Origin of the sequence: Corynebacterium ciconiae DSM 44920 (genome assembly GCF_030440575.1) — a bacterium.
In the GTDB taxonomy this organism is placed as follows: Bacteria; Actinomycetota; Actinomycetes; order Mycobacteriales; family Mycobacteriaceae; genus Corynebacterium; species Corynebacterium ciconiae.
This window is the reverse complement of the sequence record NZ_CP047189.1, coordinates 211,165-225,204: the sequence shown is the minus strand read 5'-3', so window position 1 is coordinate 225,204 and position 14,040 is coordinate 211,165. Positions and strand designations below refer to the sequence as shown.

The 14,040-nt window shown below is 63.5% G+C and carries 8 protein-coding genes; 4 read left to right on the top strand and 4 right to left on the bottom strand.

Annotation, left to right across the window (positions count from 1 at the left end; genetic code table 11):
- The first annotated feature begins 1 nt into the window (after nucleotide 1).
- From CCICO_RS00935 to CCICO_RS00920, 4 genes are read left to right on the top strand one after another with little or no spacing between them, the layout of a single operon-like run.
- On the top strand, nucleotides 2–667 hold the full coding sequence (locus CCICO_RS00935; RefSeq protein WP_018018574.1) for an NYN domain-containing protein: 666 nt from the start codon (nucleotides 2–4) through the stop codon (nucleotides 665–667).
- A 28-nt stretch (nucleotides 668–695) separates the two neighbouring features.
- The gene (locus CCICO_RS00930; protein WP_018018573.1) at nucleotides 696–3,050 is read left to right on the top strand and encodes an MMPL family transporter; all 2,355 of its coding nucleotides are present in this window, start codon (nucleotides 696–698) and stop codon (nucleotides 3,048–3,050) included.
- Nucleotides 3,050–4,120 carry a lysylphosphatidylglycerol synthase transmembrane domain-containing protein gene (locus CCICO_RS00925; protein ID WP_018018572.1) on the top strand — a complete coding sequence of 357 codons (1,071 nt, stop codon included), beginning with the start codon at nucleotides 3,050–3,052 and terminating at the stop codon, nucleotides 4,118–4,120. The genes CCICO_RS00930 and CCICO_RS00925 overlap by 1 nt, the downstream gene beginning before the upstream one ends.
- Before the next feature lie 5 nt (nucleotides 4,121–4,125).
- Nucleotides 4,126–4,497 carry a DUF3054 domain-containing protein gene (locus tag CCICO_RS00920; protein ID WP_018018571.1) on the top strand — a complete coding sequence of 124 codons (372 nt, stop codon included), beginning with the start codon at nucleotides 4,126–4,128 and terminating at the stop codon, nucleotides 4,495–4,497.
- Nucleotides 4,498–4,584: 87 nt separating this feature from the next.
- Here the strand turns inward: CCICO_RS00920 and CCICO_RS00915 are convergent, their stop codons facing one another.
- The 4 genes from CCICO_RS00915 to CCICO_RS00900 all read right to left on the bottom strand — a co-directional run bounded on the left by CCICO_RS00915 (nucleotide 4,585) and on the right by CCICO_RS00900 (nucleotide 14,037).
- Complete coding sequence (locus tag CCICO_RS00915) at nucleotides 4,585–6,126, bottom strand: acyl-CoA carboxylase subunit beta (protein WP_018018570.1); 1,542 nt, start codon at nucleotides 6,124–6,126, stop codon at nucleotides 4,585–4,587.
- Between the two features lie 26 nt (nucleotides 6,127–6,152).
- A complete protein-coding gene (locus tag CCICO_RS00910; RefSeq protein WP_018018569.1) occupies nucleotides 6,153–10,988 on the bottom strand; it encodes a type I polyketide synthase in 4,836 nt (1,611 codons plus the stop codon).
- 146 nt (nucleotides 10,989–11,134) lie between these two features.
- On the bottom strand, nucleotides 11,135–12,964 hold the full coding sequence (locus CCICO_RS00905) for a FadD32-like long-chain-fatty-acid--AMP ligase (protein ID WP_018018568.1): 1,830 nt from the start codon (nucleotides 12,962–12,964) through the stop codon (nucleotides 11,135–11,137).
- A gap of 161 nt (nucleotides 12,965–13,125) precedes the next feature.
- The gene (locus CCICO_RS00900) at nucleotides 13,126–14,037 is read right to left on the bottom strand and encodes a cutinase family protein (RefSeq protein WP_018018567.1); all 912 of its coding nucleotides are present in this window, start codon (nucleotides 14,035–14,037) and stop codon (nucleotides 13,126–13,128) included.
- Nucleotides 14,038–14,040: the final 3 nt, after the last annotated feature.

Genomic DNA, 14,040 nt, shown 5'->3' with positions numbered 1-14,040 from the left:
CATGAATGATTTCGTGGAGCTGCACCACCGCTATGACGATTCGGGGCGCGTCGGCCCCGCCAACATGCTCCTGGTGTGGGACGGCCCGAACCTAGACATGGGCCTCGGCGCGCTACTGGGTGGCCGACCCTCCGGCTCCCAGCGCCCACGCTTCGACGCGGTGGGCCGCTGGCTGATCCATGAGGCCGCCTCCATCGACCCAGAGATCGATCCCGAGGCCACGGTCTTTACCAATGTCTCCCCCGACGCCGCCGAGGCAGTACGCCCCTGGGTCGATGCCATGCGCAATATGGGTTTCGCGGTGTTCGCCAAGCCCAAGACGGCGGAGGATTCCGATGTGGATCCCGATATGATCCGCCATATTGAGCGTCGAGAAGCGGAGGGCGTACTCAAGGGGCTCGTGGTGGCCAGCGCCGATGGCCGTAACTTCCAGGAGACCCTCGAACGCATCGCCGCCACCGGGGTGCCTGTGACCGTGCTCGGCTTCCACGAGCACTGCTCGTGGGCCACCGCCTCGGAGTCGCTGCGCTTTGTTGACCTCGAGGATATTGACGGCGTCTTCCTCGAGCCGCTGCCGCGGGTCACCCTGGACAACCTGCCCGCAGACGGCGCTTGGCTGCTGCCCTTCCGTCCGCTGCGTGCGCTGCTGAATTCCAAGCCGCACTAGGCCACGGGGATAGACGAGGAGCTACACCATGTTCTACAAGTGGGGACTGCTGTCCTACCGTTTCCGGCGCATCGTTCCGGCGGTGATCGTGCTGGTGATTCTGGCGCTCTACGCGCTGGCCGGCACCAAGCTGGAAGATCGCATGAGCCAAGAGGGCTGGGACGATCCAGGTTCCAGCTCGACCAAGGCTGCCCAGATCGAGCTGGACACCTTCGGCCGCGATAACAACGGCGACGTGATTCTGCTATTCGAATCCACCTCGGATCGCCCCTTGGACGATCCTGCCACCGTGGACAAGGCCCGCAGCTTCCTCACTCAGCTGCAGGAGCAGCACCCCGAGCAGATCTCCCACATCAACAGCTACTTCGACAATCGCAACGATCAGCTGGCCACCGCCGATAAGCATCTCGCCTTCGCCGCGGTGGGGCTGAAGGGCGATGGGGAACAAACCCTCAAGGACTTCCGCGCGGTAGGCGATGATTTCACCCCGCCGGAGCACATGCTCGGCGAAGACGTGAAGGTAGAGGTGGCCGGTGCCACCGCCATCGCCGATGCACTCGACAAGGGCATGTCGAGCGATATCAAACGCGCCGAACTGGTGGCCCTTCCCCTAGTGGGCGTGCTGCTGCTCATCGTCTTCGGCTCCTTGGTGGCCGCCGTGATGCCGCTGATCGTGGGCATTCTCTCCATTCTTGGATCTCTCGGCGTGCTCAGCGTGCTCGCCGGTATCACCCAGGTCAACGTTTTCGCCATGTCAGTGGTCACGCTCCTCGGCCTAGGCCTGGCTATCGACTACGGGCTGTTCATGGTCTCCCGCTTCCGCGAAGAGATGGACTCCGGCCGCGACGTGCGTGACGCGGTGGCCATCACCACCGCCACCGCGGGCCAAACCGTGGTCTTCTCGGCTGCCATGGTGGCCGTGGCCCTCTCCGGTTTGCTGGTGTTTCCCCAAGCCTTCCTCAAGTCCATCGCCTATGGGGCGATCTCCGCGGTGGGCCTGGCGGCGATCTTGTCCATCACGGTGCTGCCCTCTCTCTTTGGCATGCTGGGCCCAAACATCAACAAGCTGCGGGTGCGCTCGGTGTCGAAGAAGAAAGAAGACATCGATAGCTCCCTGTGGGCACGACTGGCCGGTTGGTCCATGCGCCACGCCAAGGCCGTCACCCTCGGCGTTACCGGGCTGCTCATCGCCCTGACCATCCCCTTGGGCGGGGTGAGCTTCGGCGGAATCAATGAAACGTACCTGCCGCCCACTAATGACGTGCGCCAGACCCAGGCAAGCTTCGACAAAAACTTCCCCCAATACCGCACCGAGCCCATCAAGCTGGTGGTCACGGGCGCCGATAATGCCGGGCTTGTCAGCATCTACCAGCAGGCTAGCCAGATCGATGGCCTCACCGGGCGCTTCACTCCCTCCTCCCCCACCGAGAACGGCACCACTGTCCTCTCGGCCGGTATTGAGGACCGCTCGCAGAACAAAGCCGTGGTGGATCAGCTCCGAGACATCGACACCCCGGATGGTGTGGAGCTCTACATTGGCGGCACCCCTGCCCTCGAGATTGAATCCATCGAGGCGCTCTTCGACCGGCTGCCGTGGATGGCGCTGTACATCATCGCCGCCACCTTCATCCTCATGAGCATCGTCTTCGGCTCGATCATCCTGCCCGCCAAGGCCGTGATCATGACCATCCTCACCCTCGGCACCACCTTGGGTGTGCTCACCTGGATGTTCGTGGATGGCCTCGGCGCCAGCCTCTTCAACTTCACCCCCGGCCCACTGATGAGCCCGATTCTGGTGCTCATCTCGGCCATCGTCTACGGCCTGTCCACCGACTACGAGGTCTTCCTGGTCTCCCGCATGGTGGAATCCCGGGCCCGCGGCGCCACCACCGACCAAGCGATCCGTTATGGCACCGCCCACACCGGCTCTATCATCACCGCCGCGGCACTGATCATGATCGTGGTCTGCGGCGCCTTCGGATTCTCCGACATTGTGATGATGAAATACATCGCCTTCGGCATGATCGCCGCATTGCTTCTCGACGCCACCATCGTACGCATGTTCCTCGTGCCGGCCGTGATGCACCTACTGCGCGAGGACAGCTGGTGGGCCCCGAGCTGGGTCAAGCGTGCATCAAACTACGTGGGCCACGGCAAAGAGCCGCTGCCCGCCGCCGTGGCACCCACCACTGCGGGGCGAAACGACTACGCTGAGGCTACAGAGCCCGGCAATGTTGAGGTGTACCCCGAAGATCTCACGGTACGTAGTGGCACCCCCGCCGAGGACGATAACCAACTCATCCCCTTCCATGCCCTCATGGCCCGCCTCCAGAGTGAACAACAGGGCGAGCATGGTCGCGGGTCCGCGACGAAGGGAGACTGATGCTGCAATTCTTGCGCAACCCCTGGGTGCGCTGGCTCTTCCCGCTAGTGGTGCTCGGGATTGTGCTCTTCATCTTCCGCGATAACCTGCCCTTTATCGCCGAAGGTTTCATGGAGCTCGACGACATGGCCGGACGGGGCATGGCTCTGGCCATCATCAGCTCCATTCTGGCGCTCGTGGCCATGGCCGAAGTGATGTACGTGTTCATGCGGGCCGGGAAGGTCAAGGTCTCCCGCCTCCAGGCCAATGCCCTCACCTTCGGTTCTAATGCGTGGTCCACCTCCTTTCCCGGCGGACCGGCCTTCGCCACGGTGTTGCAGTATCAAATCATGAATCGCTGGGGCGCAGGCCCCGCCATCAGCACCTGGTTTTTGGTGCTCTCCTCCACCCTGTCCACGCTGTGGCTGGTGGCTCTCGGCGTGATCGCCATCATCTTCCTCGGCGCCTCGCTCTCCCTCGGCTCGCTACTGCTGACCCTAGCGGTGCTGTTGGCGTTATCGGCGCTCACCTATTGGGCCTCCAATAATCCCGACACCCTCAAACGGCTGCTGAAACCCATCACCTCCCGCACCACGGGCTCGATTAACCATCACATCGATCAGCTCAAAGCCGCCCACATGGGCTTCGGCACCTTCCTCTACGCGGCCGCGATGTCCTTTCTCAACTGGGTGTTCGACATCGTCACCCTGGTGGGCGCGGTGTGGGCAGTGACCTATCAGTTGCCCGATATCTACGGCGGGGAGAACAAAACCACCATTGCCGGCATCGCCCTAGCGTTCGTGACCGCGAAGATCGCCGGCACCGTACAGGTCACCCCCGGCGGGCTCGGCCCCGTCGAGGCCGCCATGATGGGCACCCTCGTGGCCACCGGCATGACCGCCGCCCAGGCCTTCTCTGCGGTGTTTATCTACCGCCTGATCAGTCTCGGACTCATCACCATTCTCGGATGGATCGTGTACTTCTTCGGCTTTTCCAGCCGCGGCATCCGCCCCCAACCTGAGATCAAAGAGCATGAAGAGCCCGTCACCCGCGAGGGACGTACCACCTCTACCGGTGAGTCAGTAGATTAGAGCCTATGGCTCGTTATTTTCTTGGTGATGTCCTCGCCATCGTCCTCTTTGCCCTGCTCGCCCGCATCGCCCACCAGAGCGATACCATGCCCTTCAGCGCCGCTGGGGTGGCTGACACCGCCTGGCCCTTCCTCATCGGCACCCTAGTGGCCTGGGGCATCATCTATCTCGCGGCCCTCGAGCCTTGGCGCATCGCCCCCGCCGGAATCAGCGTGTGGCTATGCAGCGTGATCGCCGGGCTCGGCATCTGGGGGCTCCGCCACGGCGAGATGCCGCACTGGTCCTTCATCCTCGTGGCATCGCTTGTCTCGCTGCTCCTGCTGCTGGGGTGGCGAGGTGTGGCGCTGAAGTTCCAGAAGAACGACACCACCATTTAGGCCCCACTGGGACCAGCACAGCTCGCACCCCACCTCCTGCGACCATGGCGGGAGATGGGGTGCGAGCTGGCGTTTAGGGGCCGTGCCCTACATCGGCATGATGGTGTGCTTCTTCGGCAGATCCTCCACCTGCTTCGTGGCGAGCTGGCGGAAGGCCTGGCGCAGCGCCACGCGGGTGTTGTTGGGCTCGATCATGGCGTCTACATAACCACGCTCGGCGGCCACATAGGGGCTGGTCATGTTCTCGTCATAGAAGTCCATGAACAGCTTCTTCATGTAGGCGCGCTGCTCCTCGGGCATCTGCGCCAGCTTCTTGCCCTGAATCATCACCGCCGCCGCGGCAGCACCCATCACCGCGATTTGGGCGGTGGGCCACGCCAAGTTGATATCGCCGGAGAGGTTCTTTGAGCCCATCGCCGCATAAGCGCCGCCATAGGCCTTACGCACGATCAACGACACCTTCGGCACGCTGGCCTCCACCAAAGCAAAGGGCAGCTTCGCGCCGCGGTGGATCAGACCCACCTTCTCCTGCTGCACGCCTGGCAGATAGCCGGGGGTATCCACCACGAAGAGCAGCGGGATGTTGTACGCATCGCAAATCCGGATGAAGCGGGTAGCCTTATCGGAGGCGTCAGCATCAATACAGCCGGCGTAGTGCAGCGGATTATTGGCCACAATGCCCACCGACTTGCCATCGATACGGCCAAAAGCGGTGATGATATTGGGCGCGAAGTTCTCTTGGATCTCCAGCACATCATCGCTATCGAGCAGCTTCGGCAGCAGATCCTGCATGTTATAGCCGGCATTCGTATCATCCGGCATGAACAGATCGAGCTCGCTGGCCTGGGCCACATCCTCATCGTTGGGCGCCCAAAACTCAGGGGCCTCATCGAAGCAGGTGAGCGGCAGGTGCGCCATGAGGTCCTGCACATAGGCGAAGGCCTCATCTTCGGAGGACGCCACATAGGAGACATTGCCGTTGAGCTCCTGCTCGCGGGCACCACCCAGCTCGGCGGAGGTGATCTCCTCGCCAGTAACCTCCTTGATCACGGCCGGGCCGGTGACATACATTTCGGCGCGGTCTTCCACCGCCACCACGAAGTCGGTGGTCACAGGGGCATAGACGGCGCCGCCGGCGCATTTGCCCATCATGATGGAGATCTGCGGGGACCGCCCCGATAGCGGCATCTGGCGGCGGGCAATCTCGGAGTACATGGCCAGCGAGGTCACCGCATCCTGGATGCGGGCGCCGCCGGAATCCTGGATACCGATAACCGGGCAGCCAATTTTGATGGCCATGTCCATGATCTCGCACACCTTGCGGCCGAAGGTGACGCCCACCGAGCCGCCATAGACCGTCTTATCGTGGGCGTAGATGGCCACGGTGCGCCCGTCGATGCGGCCATAACCGGTGACCACACCATCCGAGTACGGGGCATCCGCCTCGTCTGGGGTGCGCCCCAGCGCGCCGACCTCCACGAAGGAGCCGGCATCGAGCAGCCGGTTGATGCGCTGCCGCGGCGTGGTCAGCCCCGCCTCGTCGCGCTTACGGCGAGAACGCTCACTGCCTGGATCCTGCGCCGTTTGAAGACGTTGGCGCAGATCAGCGAGCTTCTCAGCCGTGGTCATCGGATTCACTATTGTTTATCCTCTTGCTACTCGAGTTCATCTATACGGCGGGTTAGGTGCGCGCCCACCTTTGCAATCTCGGGCTCATCCACCACTGCGAGGTGATCGCCCTTGAGGTGCACAATCTCTAACTCGTCCACGATACTCGACCACCCGCCATCTTCGTCAATCGAAGCATAACGCGGTTCCAGCTCGATCGCGCCCTCATGCATGCGCTCCGCACGGAACAGCACCACCGGGCAGCTCACCTCCGCCCACGTGTGGAAATCCACCTGATCGAGGATGCGGTTATCCACGAAACTGGCGCGCTGATGCTCCAACACCCCAGCACTCAAGCCGTGTTCGCTGGCATCGGTGGTGGCGAGGAACTCTGTGAGCATTCCCAGGAGCGCCTCCTCGCCCGCCGATTCCAAGAGCTCATAAGGCACTGGGAAATCGATGCCATAGGTTTTAGACGCAAAGGCGGCATAGCGGCCCCAACGGGCCTTCGTTTCCTCCATGGTGTCCGGCGCCTTCTCCGAAGGCTGCACCGTGTCCAGCAGCGCCACCAGTTTCGGCTCGTTCGCACTGCCCTGCAGCTGCCGGGCGACTTCCATGGCCAAGGCGCCACCAAAGCTCCAGCCGCCGAGCACAATCGGATGTCCATCGGCGCGGGCCACAATATCGTCCACATAGTGAGCGGCGCGCTCCGTGAAACTCCCCTCGAGCCGCTCCACGCCATACACTGGGATCTCCTCTGGCAGGCGCCGCATCAACGGCTGGTACACCACCGAGGAACCGCCAGCCGGGTGGAACATGAACAATGCCGGCGCCGCAGAGCCTTCGGGACGCTCCCGCAACACGCGAATATTGCCCTCTACCTCGGTTTCGAGCCCCTCGCGCACGATATTGGCCAAAGGCTCAAGAGTCTCAGCTGCGCGCACCGCATCGGCAGACACGTCCACCCCACCGCGCTCGGTCAACCGGGCCGCCATCTGCTCGGCCTGCTCCTCGCTGATCTCCGGCAGCGGGCTCGTCACACCGCGGGCCGCCCGTCCCGTGATAGTGGCCCATGTGGCAAAGACCAGCCGCTCCGAGGCATCACGCGGGGCCACGCCCACCCCGGTGCTCTCAGCACTCGCAGGCCTATCGACGCCACCCTCCTGCTGGGTAGGCGCTGCTGCCGGCGCGGATTCCGTGGCTGGGGAATCGGCCACAGCCGGGACTGGCTGGGCCACGGCATCGGCGCCGTTATCGCGAGCAGCCACCTTATCGCTGACGATCTGCACCACATCCGCCACCGAGGCATCGCGCAGCGCCTGCACCTGCAGGGGCGGAATCTGGAAGTCGTGCTCGATGCGGTTTTTGATACGCATGCCCATGAGCGAATCCAGACCAAGGTCAATCAGCGGCAACTCCGCGGGTAGATCTTCAAGGTCATAACCCATGGACTCGGAGACAATCATGCGGAGGCGTTCTTCCACGGTTTCGCCAGAAGCCGGATCCCACACCTGGGCATCCACCTCCGCTTCCTCCACCCCGGGGCGCTGGGGCTGGGAGGGCGCGGCCGGTGCCGTCGCCTGGGCGGTCTCACCGGCCGCGCCGGCGATACTCGGCGAGGCGGCAAAGCCCTCGGCCACCAGTGTGCTGGCCCCACCGTCGACGGCGTAGACCCGCACATCCACACCACCGAGAGAGGTCGATGCCGTGGTGGTGATCTCGCCGGACGGTGCCAGCGGGCTGCGGTCCTCGACGGCCACCACGCGGGCACCGGGTAGAAGAGCCTGGGCGGCGGCGTCGATAAGCGCATGAGAGCTGGGAACGAGGTCCGCTTGGGTGGAAAAAGCGACCGAGCCGTCAGGCAGAACTACCTTGGCGCCAGGCAGCTGCGGGGAGCCGCCGGCTGGGCGGGCCGCCGTCCAATAACGCTGCTTCTTCCACCGCATGGTGGGGATCTCCGCACAGGGACCATCGCCATAGAGCGCGCGAACATTCACCGGCTGGCCTTGGGCGTACAGCTTCGCGAGGGTCTCGCGCACCGAATCCTCCGCCGGAACCTTGCGCTTAAGCACAAAGAGCAGCTGCGCATCCGGCTTGCCGACCGTGAAGGCGGTATTCATCATCGGCATGAGCGCCACCGGATTCGGAGAGATCTCCACCAAGGTGTCGTAGCCATGTGCAAAAGCCTGCTCAGTGGCATCTTGGAACCACACCGAATGCCGGGTACAGGTGACCCAATAGTCAGTACCGTGCACCACCTCGCCAGGAGCGAAGACTCGGCCGCGCTCCACCGAACTGAACAGCGGGATAGTCAGCGGCTTCGGCTCAATATGGGCCGTTTCTGCGTAGAGCTCACCCAAAATCGGATCCAACGCACTGGTGTGCCCAGCGCCCTTGACGTTGAGCAAGCGGGCGAACTTCCCCTCGGACTCCAGCTGCTCCACAAAGGCGGTAACAGCCTCACGCGGGCCACCCACCGTGGTCATGCCAGGACCGGCGTACACGGCAGCTTCGATACCTTCGGGCAGATCCTCCGAGGCGGTCTCCACCAGCGCCATGGCGCCCAGCTCATCCTCGGGCAGGGAGCGCTCGCCCTCACCCATAAGCCGCGAGCGGTGGCAGGCAATCACCATGGCATCGTGCGCGTTCACACCACCTGCGGCATAGGCCGCAGCGATCTCACCCATGGACATGCCCAGCACCGCCGCCGGGGTCACGCCCAGCTGGGCCAGGTAGTCCGTGAGTGCGATCTGGATGGCGGTGATGCCCACCTGCGCGGTCTCGGTGTCATAGCTGAGCTCATCGTTGAGGATGCGCTCCTCCAAGGACCAGCCGGATTCGAAGGCAATAATCCGATCCAACTCGCGGATCCGCTCGGCAAAAAGCGACGAGGAGCTGAACAGATCCTTCGCCATCTTGCGGTGCTGAGAACCGAAACCGGAGTAGACGAACACAGGCCCGTTCTGGGCAGGGGAATCCGCCACGGCGATACCGTGCGACTTCTTCCCCTCCGCCACAAGAGCCAGCCGCTTGCGCAGCTCCTCGTGATCGGCGGCCACCACCGCGGCACGGGAACGGCCATGATTGCGCTTGGCGGTGGCCCGCGCCACCTCCGCCGGGGTGGCCTCTGGGTGGGCATCCATCCATTCCACCAGGGCGGCGGCTGCGGCCTTGCGGCGCGAGGGCACCAAACCAGAGACCGTTACCAGCCCACCCTCACCGGCGAGCTGCGGCTGCTGCGAGAGCTGCTCCTGCTCATAGTCGGCGGCGACAAACTCAGAGACCACCACGTGGGCGTTGGTGCCACCGAAACCGAATCCGGACACACCGGCCAGCTTATGGCCGGAGTACTCGGGCCACTCCCGGGGATCCTCCACGGCCTCCAGGTGATCGGCCTCGAAGTTGATATAGCGATTGGGGGCGGTGAACCCGGCCAGCGGCGGCACGGTGTCATGAACCATGCTCAGCACCACCTTGATCATGCCTGCGGCACCCGCCGCGGATTCGCTGTGGCCAAAGTTGGTCTTCGCAGAGCCCAGCAGCAGCGGATCAGCGCCACTGCGACCGGCACCGAGCACCGTGCCCAGGGCTTGGGCCTCGATGGGATCACCCAAGATCGTGCCGGTGCCATGGGCTTCCACATAGTCCACGGCCGCTGGGTCTACCTGGGCGTCGGCATAGGCGCGGCGCAGCACATCCACTTGTGCGTCCGGGTTCGGTGCGGTGAGCCCATTGGAGCGTCCATCGGAGTTCACCGCAGAGCCCTTGATCACCGCCAGGATGTTGTCACCGGCAGCGAGGGCATCGTCGACACGCTTGAGCACAAGCACCCCGGCGCCATCGGAACGCACGATGCCCTTGGCGTCATCAGAAAAGGCCTTGATCCCCTCTTCCGAGATCACCCCCAACTCGCCGAAGGCAATAGAGACAAACGGCGAGGCCAGCACATTCACGCCACCAGCGATAGCGGTATCGGCATCGCCGGTGCGCAAATCGCGCACCGCCTGGTGCACCGCCACCAAGGAGGAGGAACAGGCGGTATCCACATTCACCGAGGGGCCGCGGAAATCGAATGCATAGGAGATACGGTTCGGCACGATCGAGCTGGCGGTGCCGGTGAGCGCATAAGGATGCATCTCGTTCGGATCCGCCGCAACCAGCATCCCGTAATCATTATTGGACGAACCCATGTACACCCCGGTGCGGGTGCCGCGCAGGGTGTTCGCCGGAATGCCGGCATGCTCGAGAGCCTCCCAAGTGAGCTCGAGGCTCAACCGCTGCTGCGGGTCCATATTGGCTGCCTCCACGGGAGACAGGCCGAAAAACTCGGCATCAAAGCTCTGGATATCCTCCAGATAGCCGCCTGTGGTGGGCACCTTGCTCAGCCGAGACTGGGTGACCTCATCGGCGGCGTATTCGGACCAGCGGCCCAGCGGCAGATCGCCCGTCATCACCTCACCGTCGATCACGCGCTCCCACATCGCCGCCGCAGTGGGCGCGCCCGGCATGCGGGCGGCCACGCCCACAATGGCGATATCGTGCGCACCACGGCTTAGCGCCCCGCCTCGAGGCGCATCATGGGCCGACGCACCCCCCGCAGTAGCCCCAGCTTGGGACGTGGCGCCACCGGAGCAGACGAACTCTGCCAGCGCCCGGATGGTGGGATACTGATAGGCCACCGTGGCATCAAGCTGCACCCCGGTGAGGTTTTCCAGTTCCCCAGAAAGCACCACCACGTCGCGGGAGGAGAGCCCGAACGATTGCATGGGCGTATCCACGTCCACCTCGTCTACGGATAGCTCGGTGTTCTCCGCCACCCAGCGTGTCAGCCACGCCGACAGCTCGTTGACGGAGATAGGACCTTGACCCTGGTTCACGTTCACAACTCACCTTAACTACGACAGAAAACGGCCCTCACAGCCGTGATCCGGTGGAACACACTGAATCCCGGTGGAGGGCCACAGTAACAGCGTTCGCCGCGACAGGCGCGGAGAGAAGCCGCCAGAATGCGGCCGTTACCGTTATGTTACTAAATAGTTGCTAGATACTCGCGCTGGCTCACCTTGCGCGCGATCTTTCCACTGGAGGAACGAGCGATGCCCTCGGGAGCGAGGATCCGCACCTCGTGCGGCTGCACCCCGTGGGCCTGCACCACGGCCGCCCGGATATCACGAATGGCCTGTTCATCGCCGTCGGCCTGCGCCTGCAGGTCACGCTCGGCGAGGATCACCAACTTCTCCACATCATCACCGTCGATGGCGAAGGCAGCCACGCAGTTGGGGCGCACATGCTCGCTTGCCGACGCCACCGTGTACTCAATGTCCTGCGGATAGTGGTTGCGGCCGGCGATCACGATGAGGTCCTTCAAACGACCGGTGATGTAGAGTTCGCCGTCAAACATCACACCCAGATCCCCCGTGGCCATCCAATAGCCGTCCTCCGGGGCGGTGGGTACTCGGGAGTTATCCATCTTCCCAGCCAACCTATTGCGGAAGGTAGCCACTGTCTCCTCGGGACGATCCAGATAGCCCTGCGCCATGTTGTCACCATGCGCCCAGATCTCGCCCACTACCCCATCGGGCAGCTCGGTGCGGGTCTCGGGATCAACGATCGTGCACAGCTGAGTAGGTACTGCCGCACCATTGGAGGCAAAGGCCACCGTGGCATCCGACTTCTCGGCAATCTCGGCACGCCCCTCAGCCAATGCTGCGCGGTCGAAATGACTGATCACCGGACGGTTCTCGCTCTGCGGGGTAGACACCATGAGCGAAGCCTCGGCCAGACCATAGGAGGGGCGCAGCGCGGTGCGACGGAAGCCGCGCGGCTCGAAAGCGGCGAGGAAGGACTCCACTGCGGCCTCAGTGACCGGCTCGGAGCCACAGATCAGCCCCTCCACGGCGGAGAGATCCAGCTCCTGCGCCTGATCGGTGTATCGGGCCGCCAGCTCAAGGGCGAAGTTGGGGGCCACGGTATAGATGTGCTGGTCTCCCTCGCGGCGGTTGAGCTGATTGATCCAGCGGGAAGGCTGCTGCACAAAATCACGGGGCGACATCAGCTCCTGGGGCAGGCCCAGAATGGTGACGAAGATCGCCAAAATGATTCCCATGTCATGGTGCAGCGGCAACCAGGTGGACAGGCGCAGCGGGAACTTGATGTCCACAGCGCGGAAGATCTGCAGCACGTTGGTGATGATCGAGCGGTTGCTCAACACCACGCCCGCAGGTGTGCGGGTGGAGCCGGAGGTGTACTGCAGGAAGGCCGGCATATCCAGCGGCAGCACCGCCCGAGAGGCCATGGCCTGAGGATCGGCCATCGGATTAGTGAACTTCTCCGCCGTGGAATCCGGCAGGGCATCCACGGTGAGTACGCGCGGACGCTCGGCGCCGGGTAGCTCCGCGAAGAAGCCGCGCACAGCGGCCGCAGTGCGCTTGTTGGTGAGCACGATACTCGGTGCGCAGTCGGCAAACACCGCCCGCAGATGCTCCGCGTGGCCAGGCTCGGTGGGATCGTAGAGCGGCACGGGCACCGTGCCCGCATACAGCGCCCCGAGGAAGCCGAAAATGTACTCGGGACTGTTATTGGCCATGATGGCCACGCGATCCCCTAGGCCACCGACCTGCTGCAGCCTCGCTGCCACCGCCTTAATGCGGGTGTTGATCTGGGCCCGAGTGTAGGTGATCAGCTCGCCCTCGCGGCTGGAGCTAAAGTCCCAATAGCTCAGGCACACGCGATCGCCATCACCTTGGGCGGCCCCCGCTTGGTAGGACATCTCAGCCAGTCCCGCGAGACTCAGCATGGGAGGCAACACGATATTGCCCTCATTATCAAAAAACTTGCCCAAGACGGCGTTGAGATCCATTGGCCTTACCCCTGTCGATGATGCACGCGCGATAAACGCGTGATGCTCCTGTGGTTATTGTCGATTACCGCTTCCACACTATTACTTTTTGTTGCAAAAATTCAAAAAGCGGCGGCTCGGCGTGTTCCTGCCCTGCCGCCGCTGTGCGGAGCTGCGCGCTATCAGTGGCCGATAAGATCCTTAGCCCACTGCACCGCCCACTGATCGGCGGTGGTCCCGGGCACCACGTATTCGTTTTGTGCGTACCACGCATGCACCCCATTGACCTCGATCATCGCCCGAGCTCGCTCGAGCGCATTGCGCACATCGCGCGGAGCATCGCACACCGGATCATCAGGGGCACACACGTCCATCACGCGATCATTGAGCACCCCGAAACCGCCGGCACGACTACCGCGCATCGTGGCGCCTGGCACCACCGGTTGCACCACAGCGTTGAGCGGGTGCAGGGCGATCTCCGCGCCCACACCACCAACCTGAGTGCCGGGCACCACACCCACCCCAGGCTCCCGACGCCCATCGGCAATGAGCGCCGCGCCCTTGATGCGATCAGCCGGGATCACTCCGCGGCCATTGCCGATATCGGAGACGATATCGCCCACGATCACCGCCCCCTGGGAAAAGCCAGCCAGGATGAACTCCGTGTTCGGGCACTTCTCATGGGTGGCCACGAGCTCGGCATTGAGCCGGTCGATCCCCTCTGTCCGAGAGTCGTCATAGCTCATCTCAGTGAGCGCGTTAATGTTGCGGAACTGTGCCGTGTAGGGCAAGGTCCACACCTTCACATCCGAATCCTCGTAAGCCTCATCGAGAGGCCTGGAGATGTTGAGCATGAAGGACATGTCATTGGCGCTGGGATGCGCGGGATCATCGTCCGCACGCGATTCCCACGTGCCGGGGGCGGAGATGAACTCCACACTGGGGCAGCCATCGGGATCGGCGGGCTTCGCGGAGTCAGCGGTAGGCGACTGCTGCCCTGGCTCCTGGTGGTCGCCGCTGAGCCAATTGCCAACGCCCACCAAGATGACGCCGAGCACAACGACGACGGCGAGGATTGTGAGGAGCTTCTTCATGGG

Coding starts and splice junctions, on each gene's coding strand:
- CCICO_RS00935 (WP_018018574.1), top strand. CDS start 2: ATGAATGATTTCGTGGAGCTGCACCACCGCTATGACGATTCGGGGCGC.
- CCICO_RS00930 (WP_018018573.1), top strand. CDS start 696: ATGTTCTACAAGTGGGGACTGCTGTCCTACCGTTTCCGGCGCATCGTT.
- CCICO_RS00925 (WP_018018572.1), top strand. CDS start 3,050: ATGCTGCAATTCTTGCGCAACCCCTGGGTGCGCTGGCTCTTCCCGCTA.
- CCICO_RS00920 (WP_018018571.1), top strand. CDS start 4,126: ATGGCTCGTTATTTTCTTGGTGATGTCCTCGCCATCGTCCTCTTTGCC.
- CCICO_RS00915 (WP_018018570.1), bottom strand. CDS start 6,126: ATGACCACGGCTGAGAAGCTCGCTGATCTGCGCCAACGTCTTCAAACG.
- CCICO_RS00905 (WP_018018568.1), bottom strand. CDS start 12,964: ATGGATCTCAACGCCGTCTTGGGCAAGTTTTTTGATAATGAGGGCAAT.
- CCICO_RS00900 (WP_018018567.1), bottom strand. CDS start 14,037: ATGAAGAAGCTCCTCACAATCCTCGCCGTCGTCGTTGTGCTCGGCGTC.